This is a genomic window from Paracoccus sp. 08, assembly GCF_024105395.1.
Taxonomy (GTDB): Bacteria; Pseudomonadota; Alphaproteobacteria; order Rhodobacterales; family Rhodobacteraceae; genus Paracoccus; species Paracoccus marcusii.
Genome location: NZ_WEKR01000038.1, coordinates 1 through 16,583 on the forward strand (window position 1 = coordinate 1; position 16,583 = coordinate 16,583).

Genomic DNA, 16,583 nt, shown 5'->3' on the forward strand with positions numbered 1-16,583 from the left:
GCTGCTGAACAAGGAGATCTTCGACACCTTGGACGACGCGCGCCGAAAGATCGCCCTCTGGCGCTACGACTACAACGCTGTCAGGCCGCACTCCTCGCTCGGCAACCTGACGCCGCTCGAAGCGCGCCGGACGCTTGCGCTCCCTGATGGCTCCGCGCCCGGCGCGCTTGCCATGAAACCACCCCCCGACTACCAATCTCAAACCGGCAGACTCTCATTATGAACGAGGGACGATCGGGGGGCAGGTCATCTGCGCTACCGCATCGCGCTTGAACTCGTCCATGAAATTACCTGCGCCCATCATGGCTTCCTTGCCTCAAAGTTAGCGAAGAAAGCGTCCAGGAAACATGAGGCTATTCAGTGGCACTCGGTGTGGGGCTGCGCTTTGGCAGATATGCTAATTTTATGTCATCAAGTTGGGCACAGAGAAGGCTTCCCTATAGTCCTTCAAGATCGATTTCATTTGTATCCCGGCAGACCCAAGCACGCAGACAAGAGCACAAAATATTGCCAGACCAATGGCACCAGCGTCGTCCATCGGCCAAATATAAACAATGGTGCGGTACGCAGCAGCCGCCACTATGGCCAGAACGATCTGACCTCCTATCGCTTTGTAATAGTCGGTAAGGCTGCATCCCAACAACGGCAATATGACCCTGAGGCTCCATACCGAGAAGGCAAGTGTAAAAATTGTGTAGGCAAGTGCTATGGTTGAAAGTCCGAACCACGCCGACCCGCCTAGACAAATAAGCCAGAGCACTGAGGATTGCGTCGCAAGTTTCAATTGAACTTCGGGCCGACCGATGGCTAGTATAAATGTTCCAAGGATTCCAACGACAGGCAGTGCTGCCGCCGCGGGCATGATAAGTGCGAAAATATGCGCAGCTTCGCGCCATTTTTCTGAGAGCAGCAGATCAAAAATAGGAACGCTCGCCACTCCGACAAGCGCCATCGGCGCAATCAGCAGGGTGGCGAGAACCTTGCTTGCCAAAAGAACCTGTGCGCGCAACTTTCCCGAGTCACTTTGCGCCCCTGCTACCAGTGGATAGAGGACGTATTGGAGGGGACCCGTTACAAGCATCCATGGAAGGCGTGCGAATTGAAATGCCATCCCGTAGGTTCCTAAATCAGCCGCTCCTCGGACCTTGCCGATGGCCATGCTTTCAACCGTGCGGCTACCAAAGCCAACCACATTGGCTGCAAGAAGATTCCAGCCAAAAATGACGTGCGGCAATGCTGAGGCCCATTTGAAAACAGCGCGCGGACGATAAGGACTAAGCACCAAATTCAAAACAAGACGCACGGCATACATGGTGACTTGCTGCCAAACCAACGCCCACACGCCCATACCATGAAGGGCAGCCGATATGGCGACACCCACGCTTGCCGCCATCGCTGATATTTCCGCAAGTGCGATGCGCCCGAAAAGGCCCCGCTGTTGCAAAGCTGCCCCTGGCACAAGCGCTAATGACTGCAGAAAGATGACGGTTGCCAAGCTGGCCATGACCGCGCCAAGTGTCGGCTCTTGCATCCAGTATGCGACGACAGGAGCCAGCGTAGCGAGTAATAAGCAAAGTCCTGCGCCAAAAGAGACAGTTAACCAAAAGCATGAGTGCCAAGCAGTCAAATCAGCCAACTTGTCCCTGACAAGTGAGCTCCCTAAACCACTATCTGCGAAGAGCATCACAAGCAGTACGATTGGCATGGCCATCGCTATCACGCCGTAGTCCGCGGGACTTAGAATTCGTGCTAGTAAGGGCAGTGACAAAAACTGCACAATCAGTCGCAGCATGTTGACTGACGAGAGAAGGGCTGTTCCCGTAAGCAGCTTTTTCAAAGACATTTTCTGGTCAGTCAGCTTCGGCCGGAGCCGATTTCCCAAGCAGCTTCCCAACTATTGCTTGTGGAAATCCAGCAAAAACTCTTATTCCCGCACCAAGGTCTGTTTTTAAAAGGCGCCAAGCTTGAGGCGTCGCTTTTCCAAGGTTCTTCAAAAGATTTCGAAGCAAATGAAAGCTTAATTCACCAGTAAAAGTATTTATTCTACTTTCGTTCAGTGCCTTGTTGTTTTCGCCTAGAAAACCCGCTTTGGCTAGCACCCCATGAGTAAGAAGCCGGTCGACTTTTATATTTAATAACCTAGATGCATCCCAGCCAAGATTGCTAAAAAAGATATTTACGCTTTCACCGCATTCTACCACGCTGTCAAGATCAAAGCCCACACGGCTCGAGCGAGCCAGTAGCTCGGTGAAAAATAGTACGTCTTCACCGGAGGACTTTAAGTGCGTGCTGAAACGCAATAAAGGCGCAATTTTTTTTCGATAAACAACTGTTGAGGCTTGGTAAGGAAATTCCCGAAGGCAAAGGCCAACGATTTTATCGATGGGGAGTTCTACAATTCCTGAATTTTTATTTTCTTCACTGATAAGTTCAGCCGTGCGCGGTACGTGGGGCGAACGAACGTGAGATTCATGGCGCCCTGCGCGCCGATTATCCGTGAAGTAAAAATCGAACCCTTCATCAAGCGCCGCGATAGCGCGAGCTACATGGTCACTTGGCCAAATGTCGTCTGAATCTAAAAAAGCGATTGCGTCGCTCTTAGGAATGGCAATTTTTAGGCCATGGTTTCTTGCAGCTCCAACTCCACTGTTGACTTGCTCGACAAGATGCATGGTTCGCGGGCCGGTCAGTTCATACCCGACGACTTCCTGTCGCGCAGGTAGGGGAGAGCCGTCATCGATCAGCACAGCCCGCAATTGCCATCCTTGAGGGATAGTTTGGGCCTCAAGGGACTGTAGCGTTTTGCCCAGTACGCCAGGCTTTCGCTGAAAGAAGGGAATGACTACTGAAAGTGTTTTCATCGAAACCTGCCGTTTCGGCCTGATGCCTTAGCAGGCTGTGTTTCCCAAAGGCAAGCCATTTCGAGGATGTTCAGGCTAGTGTCAGAGGTGGCGCTCAACGGTTTAGCGCCCCTGAAGAATGCGAATCGCATCAAGGGTTTCTGAATGGCCGGATGTTTCGTGGACGGCTTTTTCGCTAACTTTGAAGCAGAAGGCCGGGATAGGCACAGCCAATTTCACAGGCGAGTTCACGCGCAACGCGGTCGCGGAAACTACGGAATGGGGTACCCGATCAAGGAAGTTTCCAGGGCAGCTCGGCGTCAGCCTACATTCGCTCTACGCGCGGGGACCTGCCACCCGCGGGTCCCTCGATCATAACGAGAGTCGGCCGGTTTGTGCGCTGCATCCCAACCTTGGACCGCCGGATGCTGGAGTTTTCCGGCTTGGTCATGGCGACGGGCTGGCTGCGCCGCCGGGATAATGCAGGGCGATCGGGACGTTATATCCGATGGCGCTGTGGGGTCGGTCCTCGTTGTAGTGCCTACGCCAAGTCTCCAGTTTTTCCTGTGCGTCCGCAAGGCTCATGAACCAGTGCGCGTTCAGGCATTCCGACCTGAGCTTGCTGTTGAACGCTTCGATAAAGCCATTTTCGGTGGGCTTGCCAGGGCGTGAGAAGTCCAGGGTGATTTGGTTGGCGTAGGCCCACAGATCGTGGTCGCGCGAGATGAACTCGCTGCCATTGTCGACCCGGATCGTTCTGGGATAGCCCACCTGGGCACAGACCCGTTCCAGTGTCCGGACCACATCCTCGCCGCGGTAGGTGAAGCGCGGGTCGGCCGTTGGACAAAAGCGGAAATGCGTATCCGCGATCGTCAGGATCCGCAGCCTGTTACCCAAGGCCAATTGGTCATGAACAAAGTCCATGGCCCAGACTTCGTTCGGCCTGACTGCCTCCTGGCGATCGTCTCGCAGCTTGGCCTTCACCTGCGGTTTCGGGTTCTTGTTCCTGAGCTGCGGACCCAACTCATTGTAAATCCTACGCGTCTTCTTGATGTTCACCTGCCATCCCTCTCGTCGCAGCAAGACGTGGACACGCCGATATCCGTAGCGCACCCGCGTTTCGCAGATTTCCCTGATCCGTCGTGCGACGGCCGCCTGATCGGTGCGTCGGGACTTGTAGTGGAATGTGGAGGTGTCGAACTGCAGGGCCCCACAAGCCTTGAGTATCGACGCGCCCCAATCGATGCACATCCCGCGAACCAGCTCGCGCATCCGACCAGGGTGAGTCAGCAGGCGCCACCGGTTCAAGTCTACTGGCGAACGAGCTTTCGGCGGACGACGTCCTGCAGCATTTCCCGATCCAAAGTCAGGTCGGCGACGATCTTTTTCAGGCGACCGTTCTCGTCCTCAAGCGCCTTCAGCCGACGCATTTCGTCGGGCAGCAGCCCGCCATACCGCTTCTTCCAGTTGAAGTAGGTCGCTTGGCTGATCCCCGCCTTGCGGCAGATCTCGCCCACCGGCGTGCCCTCATCGCCTTGCTTCAGAAGAACGCCTTCTGCGCTTCCGTGAACTTCGATGCCTTCATCGTTCTCCGCTCCTCTCCCAGCCGGGGAAGGTTAGCCGAAAACTCCAGTTTCAACGGGTCCAGTTCTCAGGGTGCAGAGCAATCTGCAGGGTCGGTGATCTGATACGACCGATGCCTAGAAACATTCCTCTCTGCAATCATGCTCGCCGCGACAGTCTTGTTCCAGCGCTGAAATTCAATGAATCTGGCCTCTACAGTACAGGCTGCCTGCAATAACTTTGGGATCCATAGCTTTTCTTGCAGGCACTTGATTCAACCTGACTAAAAAGACAGCCATCGTGTCTTTTTTAGAAAAATCCTTTCGTGTCGGCCGTTTAAGTCTAGGAAATCTGAAACAATAGATTTTGCACAGTGTGTTAACTATATCTTACGGATTGCTAAAATTTTAACGGAATGATGTAGAGTGCCCTTCCATGACAATGCTGGCAGGCTGTCCGCATGTCTCGGTGCCAGTCTAAAAGAATGTTTAGTTATCAAAAGGTTGGTTGTTACTATGCGAACACTACGTGCACAGCGAGATTTTGTGTCGGACTGTCACTCCTCCCTCGCGGCCAACACCTCTCTTGCAGGACTGCATCGGCCGCGCGCAAAAAGGGCCTCCCCTGTGGGTGGCATGGCCAAGCGGGGGCTGGATGTCACGTTGGCGGTCTTGGGCTTGCTGCTGCTGGCGCCGCTGATCCTGGCGCTGGTCATTGTCCTCAAGCTAACGGATTCCGGGCCGCTGCTCTACGGGCACCGCCGCGTAGGCTTCGGCGGGCGCGAGTTCCGCTGCTGGAAGTTCCGCACCATGGTCGTCAACGGCGACGCCGTCCTGGAGCAGTACCTGCGCAAGCATCCCGCCAAGGCGGCCCTGTGGTACGAACAGCGCAAGCTGGTCGACGATCCGCGCGTCACCCCCTTGGGCGCCGTGCTGCGCAAGCTGAGCCTGGACGAGCTGCCCCAGCTTCTGAACGTGCTGACCGGAGAGATGAGCCTGGTCGGCCCGCGTCCGGTCGTGCGGGCAGAGCTGGACCATTACGCCAGCTCGACCCGCCACTATCTGGCGGCCCGCCCCGGCCTGTCCGGCCTCTGGCAGATCAGCGGCCGCAGCAACACGACCTACATGGAGCGCGTGCAGATGGACCGCTTCTACGTGATGAAGTGGAACCCGTGGATGGACCTGCGCATCATCTTCATGACCATCCCCGCCGTCGCGCTGTCCCGCGGAGCGCATTGAGCGGGCGGCTGTATCCGATGCAGTCCAGGTGATGGGGCCTTTGCGCCACTGTCGCCTTCAACATCTGTCCCGTGCGGCACATAGGTCTATATGTCTGATTGACGCCGTTTCCCCAATGGAAGGAAGTGGCCGCAACGTTGCTTTGGGCACTGCATAGCATGCTGCATTGAGGCACTGGCATGCCAGCGTCCGCTGCCGTGCTAACCTGCCAGGCCCAGAAACAGCGACAGCGCCCGGTTCACAGTCACCATGGTTGCGTCATCGACCGTGCCGAAGGATGGGCCCAGCTTGTCCACGGGCAGAGTGGCTGCCTTGTCTATCATGACATTGGACGTGGCACGCAGGCGGTTCTGCGGGGTCGGCTCGATCTGGACACGGATCAGCGGGGCATGGATCAGGGTCGATGTCAGGGGCAGGACCGTTTTCGACCGGGCCTCGGAGAACATGTCGGACTGGATGACAAGCGCAGGGCGCGGTTTGCCGTAATCTCCCTGCAGGGAGATCGTCACCAGATCTCCTCGCCTCATTCCCAGCCTTCCGTGCTGGCTGCGGCGTCCTCCAAGAACATGTCGAATTCCGGATCGTGCAGGTCTGCAGCGGCAGCAAGAGCGGACTGTCGACGGCATTCGTCGGCGAAGCCGGGCCGCCGGGTGTCCGGAACCCAGATCTGCACGGGTCGCAGCCCGGCAGCACGCAGGGCATCCCGGCGCTTTTGAACGCGTTGAGATACGGGTGTAGGCATGGCGTCCTCCATTTGTTACATGTAACAAATGAGGCCGTTTTTTGCAAGGGTTTGTAGGCAATTCATAGGGTCGTTGGTTTAGCCGTGGCTTCAGTCGACGCATTTGGCCAAGTGAAACGTGCCCTCAAAAGGTAAACGGAATCAGAAGGCGGTCTACAAGGAGGCTACTCAGGCAAAGCCGGTTTGGGGCTTCCTTGGATCAGACTGCGGGTCCTTGCCTGCGGGAAATAGGCATAGAAGGTGGCCCTGCTGACATCCAGACGCCGGGCGATCTGGGCTACGGGAATGTCGCGGTCCCGAAGCAAGGCGCGGGCCATGGCAAGGTCCGCCTCGGTCAGCTTGCGCCGGCGTCCGCCCTTGCGGCCGCGGGCGGCGGCGGCCTTCAACCCTTCGATCGTGCGCTCGCGGTTCAGGTCCAGGAAATATTCGGCGATGGTGCCTAGGAAATTGAACATCAACCGCCCTGTGGGCGTCTCGGTGTCGATGGCCTCGGTGAGGGATCTCAGCCGCACCCCCTGCCCCTGCAGCCTGTGGGCGGTGTCCAGCATCTCGCGCAGGCTGCGGCCCAGCCTGTCCACCTTCCACACCACCAGCTGATCCTCGGGGCGCAGAAAGGCCAGCGCGGCCTCCAGTGCGGGTCGTCCGGTCCCGGCACGGCCGGATTCCTTCTCCTCGAAGATCCGTTCGCAGCCTGCACGTTTCAGGGCATCCCGCTGCAGGTCCAGTTTCTGGTCTTCGGTCGAGACGCGGGCATATCCGATCAGCATGTCCGGATCGTAAGCCAAGAGGGTATTTTGGACAACTGATTTCCGGACAGGGTTTCCGGACAGAAAACGGTTCTGAAACCATGCCATCGGACGGACCGGTCAGGTCTGTCCGGAAAACGACCGTTTGATTGACGCTCGATCAGCGGAAGGTGATGCGGATGGGACGGCGTGCCCGGCGCGGGACCGGCTTGCCGATATGGTCCCTGAAGCGGTGAGCATAGCAGATGGCGGCGATGATGATCACGGTCCCGGCGCTAAACTGATAGAAATACACGACCTCGATCCACATCAGCATGAACAGCCGCACCATGAAAAGGGCGAAGAAGACCGATGCGGCCGACGGGCTGCGGATTGCCCAGTTGAGGCAGATCCATGTAGCACCGATAAAAATTAGAGTTTGCCCAGCAGTAGCGAGCACTCCGATCTCAACTGCGTTCGAAATTATAGTGTTGTGAAAGTGAAACCCACTACGGCCAGTGATGCCGAAATCCGCCCATAGTTGTTCCGCCAGCGGCTGACCGGGAACCCAAAACGCTTGGAACCCAACCCCCAGCAGCGGCCTTTCAGCAATCTCTCTAAGCGCCACTGCCCAGAGGTCAGTCCGGCCGGTGAGCGTGATATCCTTGCCGGTCACGTCCAAAAACAGCTGCGCCAGCTCATCCGAGAGCGAGGACAGAAGCATCGCGATCGCCGCGCCCAGCACGACCGCCAGGGCGATCGCGACCAGGCGCATGTAGGGCGTCAGGCGCTGCAGCAGGATGATGACGCCGAAGACCAGGATGACGGCCATGGTGCTGACCAACGCGCCGCTGGACTGGCCCATCACCAGAAGCACCGCCCCCAGGAACATGGCGGCCAGCGCAGGCAGGTGCCAGCGCATCGAAAGGCGCCGGTCGACCAGCACCGCAAGGGAGGCGATGATCAGTACGGAGCTGGCATCCGCGAGGGCGTTCTTGCTGGCATGGATGCCCAGATATCCCATCCCGTCGGACCGCGCCCGTCCCAGCAGAAGGCTGGCCAGCCCCCCCATCGCGCTGGTGGCAAAGACGATCTTCACGAAGGTCATCGGGGCCAGCCGATAGCCGATGGCGACCGCGATGATCACCGTCAGCACCAGCTGGATGCCATAGCGCAGTGTCAGCGAGGTATAGTCCGACCAGGCAAAGGACATCACGCACCACAGCGCCACCAGCACGATGGGCCATTCGCGCCGCAGCGAGGCCAGCACCTCGCCGGGCCGGGTGGCCACCAGGGCCATGCCCCCCAGCAGGAACAGCAGCGCGCCCTTGGACCCCAGGGGGGTGATGAAGGTCAGGCCGAAGATCGCGATGAATGCCGCGATGGCGTTGGGGGAATAGCTCAGGACCCGGCGTCGCGGCTGGCGTGCCGGTCGTCTGGCCGTCATGGGCGCGCCGGCGGGCATGGTCTCGACCATCAGCGGTCCTCGCAGGTGACCGAACCCTCGAACAGGCAGGACGCATCCAGCGGGGTGAAGGCCACCCAATCGATCTCGTAGGCCAGGGGGCCGTCCTGCGGCTCCTGGTGGCCCATCCAGTCGGTCAGGGTTGCGGTGCTCCAGAAGGACATGTACAGCTTCTGCGGATGGGTCGGCAGGATGCTGTCGGGTTCCGTGCGGTGGACCTCCCGGCCGTCCAGGAACCAGGTGATCCCCTCGGGCGCCCACCGGAAGCCGACCGTGCGGAAGTCCTCGTCGAAGGCCGTATCGGAAGGCGTGGTGCCGCCGTTGTGGGGCTGGCCCGAGACATAGGTGTTCATCGTCATCACGCCCGGATCGCGGGTCAGGATCTCGATGTCGATCTCGTCATGGGGAGAGTCGTGGACCGGCCCGGCATAGGTGAAGACCGAGGCGTTCAGCCCCGACTGGCGCGGGGTGCGGATGCGCGCCTCGTAGGTGCCGTGCTGCAGATAGGCCTTGCTCTGGATCTCTCCGCACAGGGCGGGCCGGTCGCTGTTTCCCGGCGCCGGGATGTGGAACAGCGTCAGCAGGCCGCCGCGCACCTGGACCGCCCGGCCCGACCAGTGGCAGTCCTGCCAGTCGCCGTTGGTCCAGCCGTCCGACACGTACCAGCGGTCCTTGTCCAGCCCGTTCGTGAAATCCTCGAAGAAGCCGTCCGCATCGGGATGCGGGTCCGCCTGCTGGGCAGACAGGGGCTGCGCCGCCAGGACGAGCGCGAGGGCGAGAGCGGATGAATGGCGCATGTGCAAAGCCTCTTGGCCGCATGGTTGCCGTGCAGACCCGCCCGGCTTATGGAAGCCGCAGCCAAACGGGTCAAGGGAAAGGCGTTCACATGTCGGGCAATCGGACGAGACGGAACGCATGACGCCTCCCGTGGTATCGGTGGTGATGGCCAATTTCCGGGGTGCGGCGCATCTGGCCCGCGCGATGACCTCGGTCCTGGCTCAGTCCGAACGGCGGCTGGAGCTGATCCTGTCCGACGATGCCTCGGACGATGACAGCCTGGCCATAGCCCGCCGGATCGCCGCGACCGATGACCGGGTGCAGGTCATCGCCGCGCCGCGGAACGCAGGGCCCGCGGCCACGCGTAACCGGGCTCTGGATGCCGCGCGCGGTGCGTGGATCGCTGTCGTGGACAGCGACGACCTGATCCATCCCGACCGGCTGGCGCGCCTGATCGCCGCCGCGGATGCGGCGGGTGCCGATCTGGTCGCGGATGACCTGGTCTATTTCGGGACAGTGCCGCAGGGTCGTACCCTGCTTCAGTCCCTGGGCCTGTCCGCGCCCATGATGCTGGACGCGGCGCCCTATCTGCGCAGCAACGACCCCGGCGCGTCCCTGCCCCCCTACGGCTATCTCAAGCCGGTGATCCGACGCACCGCCCTGGCGGGGCTGCGCTATGACGCCGGGCTGAGGATCGGAGAGGATCACGACCTGGTGCTGCGCCTGCTGATCGGGGGCGCGCGCTTCCTGCTGCTGCCGGACCCGCTTTATGCCTATCGGCGGCATGCGGGGTCGATCTCGCACCGGCTGTCCGTCGCGACCGTCGAGGCGATGCTGCAGGCGCATCGCGCCCTGCCCCCGATGCCCGACCCCGAGACGCGCGCGGCCGCCGCGTCGGTGGACCGCCAGCTGCGCCGAGCCCTGCGCTATGAGCATCTGGTCGCCGACATCAAGGCCCGTCGCTGGCTGGGCGCCCTGCCACGGCTGGTCGACCCGGCCATGCTGTCGCGCCTGGCGGAAAGCCTGCGCGACCGCCGCAGCCGTGCGGTGGACCTGCCCCAGGACGCAACCGCCCTACCCGACCCGCTGCTGCGGATGCCGCAGCCCGGCCAGGCCTGGGACCAGCCCCCTGCCCCCTGTGCTGCCCGGATCGCGGCCATGGCCGCGCAGGGTGGCCGCCTGCCGTCCGGGGCTCCGTCCTGGGCGGTCTGGCTGTCAGAAGCGGTGGTGGACGCCGGTTCGGCGCAGTGATGCCGGGGCGCCTTCGTCAGGGACTGCCGCGTTTCTCGTACCACGTCCGGCAGAAGCGGACGAAATGGCGCGAGGGATGCTTGGGCTCGATCTCTTCGGCGGCGCACCAGCGGCGCCATTCTACCTCGAGGTAGCGCACGTCCCAGCCCGGCGCAGCGGTGCGGGCCTCTTCGTGGATGTCGGGGTCCAGGAAGGCCTCGAAGACATCGGCCACGGGCGCGGTGCCGCGGTTGCGGAACACGACCTTGGTCTCGTCCGCAGAAAAGCGCAGCGAATAGTCGGGCATGTGCGAATGGGCCGTGTCCTCGCGAATGACATTGGCCACCAGCCGCCTGAACTCGAAGCTGGTCGAGGACGAGCCGCATTTCTTCTGCAGCAGATCCAGGCCGATGGACCATTCGCGCTGGTTGCCGCAATGCTTGCGCGCCAGTTCGTAGAGACGGCGTTCCAGGGGGCGCCGCAGCCGGAAGTAGTCGCGGCTGATCGTCAGAACCTCATGCGCGCGGATCGCGTTGAAGACCCAGTCAGACAGCTTGATCTCGATCTCCTGCATGCGCCCCTCGCGGGTCTGACGCACGATGCGGGCGCTTTCGATCAGGCCGAAAGTCTCGAAGACCTCCTTGCCGCCGGTGGTGATGTTGGTCGAGATCCGCGTCCCCGCAAGCCGCTCCATCGCGGCCTTGAGCAGGTCGTAGCCGCGGCCCGTGGTCATCCGGTTGGTGGCCCGCAGCAGGTCCGAGGCCTGAAAGCGGACCAGCTGGCTGACCTCGCGGCCGTCGTTCAGGGCGCGGATCAGCTGGCTGATGCAGAAGATCAGGATGTCACGGTCGTGGACGGTGGCGATGCCGTCGCTGGAAGGCTTGATGTCGATCGACAGACCGTTGTGCTCGTAGTGCCGCGGCCTCAGGTCGGGCTTGGTCGAGAGCGAGAAGATCGGGTGCTCCATCGACCCCACATCCGCCTTGGGCGCGGCGTTGATGATGTCGCAGACAAAGAAGTCACGCTGCGGATGTCGGTCGGGAAGAAGCGGACTGCTCATCGGTTCTCTGGCACTTAACGACACTTCACCCATAACGACACTTCACCCATAAAACAAGCTTAACGACACTTCACCCATAAACGCTATGGAAACGACACTTCACCCATAGCGAATCACCACTTCACCCATAAGGAAACGACACTTCACCCATAAAGGGATCCAGTAAGCAATTGATTTTATTTTTTAAAAGAGGCTTCGAAAGTCCCTTAACACATATATAACCCCTTTTAACACAGAAGCCCTGTGGATAACTCCGCGCGTCGACGCAAATTCAGGCCCTTTAATTGAGGGATAGGACATGCTTGTGAGAGGATGGTGGAGAACCGTCCTACTCGATCAGCAGGCGGCCGATCCGGGAGGCTGGGGCCGGCCTGCGGGCCGAGAGCTTGTCCCTCAGGATGCCGCGCGCGATGGGGGCCAGGGTCAGCGGATCCCGGCAGGCCGAGAGCAGGGCCCCTGCCCTACCCGCCTGAGCGCGCCGATCCAGGAAAGCGCGCAGCAGGAAGCGTCGCCGCAACTCTCCTGCGTGGACACCCAAGGCCGCACGGGCGGTCTCGTCCATTCCCTCCGCCGCCAGATGCGCCAGAGCGGCCGTGTGGAGCGCCTGGAGGTCGGCCGTGCTGTGACGCGAGCTGAGCGAATCAAAGCGCCAGCGCGCGGCATAGCCGACCTCGGTCGAGACCCGGAACCGCGCCCGCTTCTGCAGCATCCTGACGTAGAGATCGTAATCCTCGCCTAAGCGCATCGTATCGTCATAGCGGAGGTCATGGGCCTGTAGGAAGGCACGGCGCATGATTGGCTTCAAAAAGCCCCATTCCCGCCGCTTGCTGCCGCGGACGGAATGGTTCGCGCGCACGAAGCCTACAAGATCGAGGTCGATCACCCGAGAACTGACCACAGGCGCCGCCGGAAGGTCAGCGGGCCCCGCGCTTTCAGCGACAAACAGGATGTTGTCGGCGATCATATCGGCACCGGGGATTGCCAACAGCCGGGCGAAGCGTCCAGGCAGAACGAAGTCATCGGCATCCAGGACGGCCACGAAGTCACCCATGGCAATGTCAAGGGCCCGGTTGCGTGCCGCGGCGGGTCCGCCGTTCACCGCACAGCGGAGCACCGTCAGCCGGTCGTCGCCTTGTCCGGCATTCTCGGCCATCGCTGCGGTATCGTCGTCCGATGCGTCGTCGACAACGATCACCTCTGCGGTCTCGACTTCGGCCAAAGCTGTTCGGACCGCATCCGCAATGGTGTCGGCGGCGTTATGGGCGGTGATGATCACCGAGACGGTGGAGGCTGCAGCGGTGTTCATAACGGTTCACGTGGCAAGACGGTGCGGGAAAGTCCAGACTACTATACGGATAGGGCTTGATTGAAACCTGATTATTCATATTATCCGGTTAGTACAATAATCAGGTAACTCATGCCCACGATCGTCATCGCGTCCCCAAAGGGCGGCGCCGGAAAATCCACCGCCGCGACCATCCTGGGGACCGAGCTGGCCCATGCAGGCGCCATGGTCACGATGCTTGATTGCGACCCGAACAAGTCTTTGTCGCTCTGGGCGGAACGCAAAGCATTGCCGCCGCGCATCCGCGTCCTGTCCGACGTGGGCGAGGGCGAGCTGGTTCGTACCATCAAGCGTCACGATCAGGACGGCGAGATCGTCATCGTCGACCTGGAGGGGATCGCATCACGACTGGTCAGCCGGGCGATCTCGCAGGCCGATCTTGTCATCACGCCGATGCGCGCCACCACCTTGGACGCGACGGTAGGCGTGCGGGCCTTACAACTAATCCATGAGGAGGAGGAGGCGCTGGACCGGGCCATCCCGCATGCCGTGGTCTTCACCATGACGCGCGCGGTGCGGTCGCGTCAGCACAGCGGCATCGAATCATCGTTGCGCGATCAGGGCGTCGACCTGATCGAACCGGCGCTGATGGAGCGGACAGCATTCTCGGCCCTGTTCGAGTTCGGGGGTGATCTGAGAACCATGCCCGCCCAGGGCAACATGGTAGCCGCGATCGAGAATGCAGAGGGCTTTGCCCGCGCGGTCTATGCGCGTCTTGCGGCGGAGGAGCAGTGATGGGCGACAAACCTTTCAGCATCGATCTGGGTCGTCTGCGGTCGCGTGAAAAGGATCGCAGCCCCGCCGCGGTGGAACGTGCAGACCGGGCGGGGGAGGAGTTGGGCTTCGTCGACCGCGAGCCGGGCAAACGGCGCGGTCGCAAACCCAGTCCTCGCACCGGGCAGGTTCATGCCAAGGTTCTGCCGCCCGTCGCCGACGAGATCGCCGCCGAGGCCCGCCGCCGTGGTGTGCAGCAAGGCGTCATTCTGGAGGAAGCTTGGGCGCTTTATAAAATCCGGTATTATTAAAAATCCGGTTAATAAAAAAACCAGATTTTTATCTGAAATCAATTGGCAAAAAATGGCTGACAGTTAAGGCATATTTGCCAGGGTCAGAACCTATTGGTTCTAGGTGAGGCTTCGCGATTTGCGTGGTTCAAGATCCCGAACTGAGGGTAGTGGAAATGAACAACGACGCGCAGATAGAGCGGCTGAAGCTGCTTTTTCCCGAGAGCCACGGGAAGCCAAGGGTCGACGAATGGCGCTTTTTGAACTGCATAATCTTCATCGATCGTAACGAGTTAAGTTGGTGCGACGCACCTCGGGCGAATGGTTCGCCAAAGACGCTTTACAACCGGTGGACGCGGTAAGGTGACAAGGGGGTCTTTGCCCGAATGATGGAGGGGCTTGCCTCCGAAGGCTGCCACGAGACAGTCTTGATTATCAACGCACTATACTTGAACGCGCATTGCACGGCTTCGAGCCTGCGGGCGAAACGTATGGTCCGCCCCGTCTGCAAGTGGCAATTTTTGATGAAATGATCAGTCTGCACAAACGTATTCGGCATGTCGGCACAAAGACCGCCGCCAAGATGGAGATCCGCGCGTCACAATCCTCATAAAGGGGCCGGCCTCGGGGGACCATTTTTCGCCGGAGGTTTTGCAACGCCGATCAACTGTCAGGCCATCTTCCTTCCACCACTCGCAGCTTGTTGCGCCCGGCTGTACTCGCCCGAGCGCGTGTTCCTTAAAGCGCCATCTGCGGCACGGTTTCATAGTTTCGCCCGTGCCGCAGAAGCGCCCAAACAGTGCGGGCCATCTTCGCGGCGAGGGCGACGACAGCGACGTTGGGGTGGATGCGCACAAGCAGCGCACGCAGCCAAGCGCCTATCGCAGTATTCGCTTTCGCCAATGTTGGCATGGCAGATCGCGCGCCCTGGATCAGCATCTTGCGCAGGTATCGACTGCCGCGCTTCGTGATCCCTAGCAGCTTCGGTTTGCCTCCTGTTGTCGGCTGCCTCGGCACCAGACCCAGCCAGGCGGCCAGATCGCGTCCTTTCGTGAATGTTGCGGCGTTGCCGACAGCGGCGACCAATGCGGTGGCATTCAGCGCACCGATGCCCGGAATGCCTGTCAGCCGCCGTGCTCGCTCATCGGTCCGAGCCATGGCCGTGAACTCGGCATCAAAAAGTTGCAATGCGGCGGTCAAGCTCGTCCCACCGCGTGCGCATGTTGCCGAGCAGGAAAGCCATGTGGGCACTGGAGGGTGCCCGTGGCGGGGTCCAGCAGGTCAGCGAGCAAGTGACGCACCGGGCATGGCCCTGTGCCACGACATGTCCCCGTTCCAGCAGAAGGCTCCTGATTTGGTTGGTCAGCGACGTGCGTTCTCCGACCAGCCGATCCCGCACGCGATGCAGCGTCTAGACATCGAGCTGCTCCTCGCTCTTGAGTTCGACAAAGCGCATGGTGGCACGAGTTGCCGCTTCGGCAATTGCCTCAGCGTCGCGATCATCATTCGTCTGCGCCTTTACGTAAGGCCGGACATATTCCGGCGACATCAGCCGGACTTCATGACCCAGTGCTGCCAGCGACCGTCGCATGTGATGAGCGCCGCAACACGCCTCCATGGCCATGACGCAGGCCGGCAGCTTCGACGCGAACGCGATGACACCGTCGCGACGCAATCGCCGTCGAACCACCACTGTCCCCAGGCTGTCGAGACCGACGATGCTGCAGCTGTTCTTGCCTAGGTCGATGCCAACGATCACAATGCTCATGATCCGCTCCTTCCTCCATTCAATACCGACATCCTACACTGAGATCGGCGGGAGGGGCGGGCCATCCATAAAGGGGGGACCCGGCGACCAGCGCGGCCACCTCATCGGGCGAACGAAAGGCGGGCTGAACACCAAGCTGCACGCCGTGACGGATGCGAAAAGCCGTCCGCTCCGGTTCTTCATGACGGCGGGCCAGGTCTGCGACTACACCGGCGCCGCGGCCCTGCTGGGCAGTCTGCCCGCTGCGGAGTGGTTGATCGCGGATCGGGGATACGATGCAGACTGGTTCCGGGACGCGTTGAGAGACAGGGCGATACGCCCTTGCATTCCGGGTCGGAAATTGCGCGGCACAGTCGTCCGCTACGAAAAGTGCCGCGACAAGAGGCACAACCGGATCGAGATCATGTTCGGTCGACTGAAGGACTGGCCGCGTATCGCCGCCCGTTACGACAGATGCCCGAAGATCTTTCTCTCCGCCATCGCGCTTGCAGCATCGTCATCTTCTGGCTGTGACGATCAATGCGTCCGGAGCCTGGGAAAAGTGTAAAGAAGATGGTGATATCATGGAGGGGCCGGTCTAGGGTCAGGATGCATTGATTTCCGTTGCGGTGCGTGATTCACGGTTCCGGAAACGGAGCGATGATATAAGCGACCTTTTCTGGCTGACGGACGCGCAGATGACACGTCTCGCTCCCTATTTTCCGAAGGCCCACGGCAAGCCACGCGTTGATGACAGACGTGTTCTCAGTGGGATTATCTTCATTATCCGCAATGGCTTGCGCTGGCGTGATGCACCCACTGCCTATGGGCCTCACAAAACGCTGTA

15 protein-coding genes and 4 pseudogenes are annotated in these 16,583 nt (G+C 60.5%); 8 read left to right on the plus strand and 11 right to left on the minus strand.

Features of this window, described 5'->3' with window-relative positions; translation table 11 throughout:
- Nucleotides 1-223: transposase (locus GBO37_RS12815; protein WP_252929378.1), on the plus strand; the 223-nt coding region annotated here is incomplete at its 5' end.
- 180 nt (nucleotides 224-403) lie between these two features.
- On the opposite strand, the gene GBO37_RS12820 is transcribed toward GBO37_RS12815, so the two are convergent.
- The 3 genes and pseudogenes from GBO37_RS12820 to GBO37_RS12830 all read right to left on the minus strand — a co-directional run bounded on the left by GBO37_RS12820 (nucleotide 404) and on the right by GBO37_RS12830 (nucleotide 4,425).
- Nucleotides 404-1,837 carry a lipopolysaccharide biosynthesis protein gene (locus tag GBO37_RS12820; protein WP_252929380.1) on the minus strand — a complete coding sequence of 478 codons (1,434 nt, stop codon included), beginning with the start codon at nucleotides 1,835-1,837 and terminating at the stop codon, nucleotides 404-406.
- A gap of 13 nt (nucleotides 1,838-1,850) precedes the next feature.
- Nucleotides 1,851-2,861, minus strand: a complete 1,011-nt coding sequence (locus tag GBO37_RS12825) for a glycosyltransferase family 2 protein (protein ID WP_252929382.1) — start codon at nucleotides 2,859-2,861, stop codon at nucleotides 1,851-1,853.
- Between the two features lie 426 nt (nucleotides 2,862-3,287).
- Nucleotides 3,288-4,425 (minus strand): annotated as a pseudogene (locus tag GBO37_RS12830) (IS3 family transposase).
- A gap of 613 nt (nucleotides 4,426-5,038) precedes the next feature.
- On the opposite strand from GBO37_RS12830, the gene GBO37_RS12835 reads away from it, so the two are divergent.
- On the plus strand, nucleotides 5,039-5,641 hold the full coding sequence (locus tag GBO37_RS12835; protein WP_206692796.1) for a sugar transferase: 603 nt from the start codon (nucleotides 5,039-5,041) through the stop codon (nucleotides 5,639-5,641).
- Nucleotides 5,642-5,841: 200 nt separating this feature from the next.
- On the opposite strand, the gene GBO37_RS12840 is transcribed toward GBO37_RS12835, so the two are convergent.
- The 5 genes from GBO37_RS12840 to GBO37_RS12860 form a co-directional block, all read right to left on the minus strand.
- Nucleotides 5,842-6,168, minus strand: a complete 327-nt coding sequence (locus tag GBO37_RS12840) for a type II toxin-antitoxin system PemK/MazF family toxin (RefSeq protein WP_256480818.1) — start codon at nucleotides 6,166-6,168, stop codon at nucleotides 5,842-5,844.
- Nucleotides 6,165-6,395, minus strand: a complete 231-nt coding sequence (locus GBO37_RS12845) for an antitoxin MazE family protein (protein ID WP_252929386.1) — start codon at nucleotides 6,393-6,395, stop codon at nucleotides 6,165-6,167. Before GBO37_RS12845 ends, GBO37_RS12840 begins: the two co-directional genes overlap by 4 nt.
- A 152-nt stretch (nucleotides 6,396-6,547) precedes the next feature.
- Complete coding sequence (locus tag GBO37_RS12850; protein ID WP_252929388.1) at nucleotides 6,548-7,150, minus strand: recombinase family protein; 603 nt, start codon at nucleotides 7,148-7,150, stop codon at nucleotides 6,548-6,550.
- Nucleotides 7,151-7,289: 139 nt separating this feature from the next.
- Nucleotides 7,290-8,585, minus strand: a complete 1,296-nt coding sequence (locus GBO37_RS12855; protein WP_252929390.1) for an O-antigen ligase — start codon at nucleotides 8,583-8,585, stop codon at nucleotides 7,290-7,292.
- Complete coding sequence (locus tag GBO37_RS12860; RefSeq protein WP_252929392.1) at nucleotides 8,585-9,370, minus strand: family 16 glycosylhydrolase; 786 nt, start codon at nucleotides 9,368-9,370, stop codon at nucleotides 8,585-8,587. The genes GBO37_RS12855 and GBO37_RS12860 overlap by 1 nt, the downstream gene beginning before the upstream one ends.
- 118 nt (nucleotides 9,371-9,488) lie before the next feature.
- On the opposite strand from GBO37_RS12860, the gene GBO37_RS12865 reads away from it, so the two are divergent.
- Entirely contained in the window at nucleotides 9,489-10,601 is a 1,113-nt protein-coding gene (locus GBO37_RS12865; protein ID WP_252929394.1) for a glycosyltransferase, read from the plus strand.
- Nucleotides 10,602-10,617: 16 nt separating this feature from the next.
- Here the strand turns inward: GBO37_RS12865 and GBO37_RS12870 are convergent, their stop codons facing one another.
- Together GBO37_RS12870 and GBO37_RS12875 are read right to left on the minus strand one after the other, a co-directional pair.
- Nucleotides 10,618-11,640 carry a replication initiator protein A gene (locus GBO37_RS12870; RefSeq protein WP_252929396.1) on the minus strand — a complete coding sequence of 341 codons (1,023 nt, stop codon included), beginning with the start codon at nucleotides 11,638-11,640 and terminating at the stop codon, nucleotides 10,618-10,620.
- 328 nt (nucleotides 11,641-11,968) lie between these two features.
- Complete coding sequence (locus GBO37_RS12875) at nucleotides 11,969-12,946, minus strand: glycosyltransferase family 2 protein (RefSeq protein ID WP_252929398.1); 978 nt, start codon at nucleotides 12,944-12,946, stop codon at nucleotides 11,969-11,971.
- A 111-nt stretch (nucleotides 12,947-13,057) separates the two neighbouring features.
- Here GBO37_RS12875 and GBO37_RS12880 point away from each other — a divergent pair, with 111 nt between their 5' ends.
- The 3 genes and pseudogenes from GBO37_RS12880 to GBO37_RS12890 form a co-directional block, all read left to right on the plus strand.
- Nucleotides 13,058-13,720 (plus strand): ParA family protein, encoded by a 663-nt coding sequence (locus GBO37_RS12880; protein ID WP_252929400.1) that lies wholly within the window; start codon nucleotides 13,058-13,060, stop codon nucleotides 13,718-13,720.
- Nucleotides 13,720-14,010, plus strand: coding sequence for a chromosome partitioning protein ParB (locus GBO37_RS12885; RefSeq protein WP_252929402.1), 291 nt, complete (start codon nucleotides 13,720-13,722; stop codon nucleotides 14,008-14,010). Before GBO37_RS12880 ends, GBO37_RS12885 begins: the two co-directional genes overlap by 1 nt.
- A 155-nt stretch (nucleotides 14,011-14,165) precedes the next feature.
- A pseudogene (locus GBO37_RS12890) lies at nucleotides 14,166-14,480 on the plus strand (transposase); the annotation flags it as partial.
- Nucleotides 14,481-14,727: 247 nt separating this feature from the next.
- Here the strand turns inward: GBO37_RS12890 and GBO37_RS12895 are convergent.
- Nucleotides 14,728-15,757: pseudogene (locus GBO37_RS12895) on the minus strand (IS110 family transposase).
- A gap of 70 nt (nucleotides 15,758-15,827) precedes the next feature.
- On the opposite strand from GBO37_RS12895, the pseudogene GBO37_RS12900 reads away from it, so the two are divergent.
- Nucleotides 15,828-16,270, plus strand: a pseudogene (locus GBO37_RS12900) (IS5 family transposase); the annotation flags it as partial.
- A 131-nt stretch (nucleotides 16,271-16,401) separates the two neighbouring features.
- Nucleotides 16,402-16,583: transposase (locus tag GBO37_RS12905; RefSeq protein WP_252929404.1), on the plus strand; the 182-nt coding region annotated here is incomplete at its 3' end.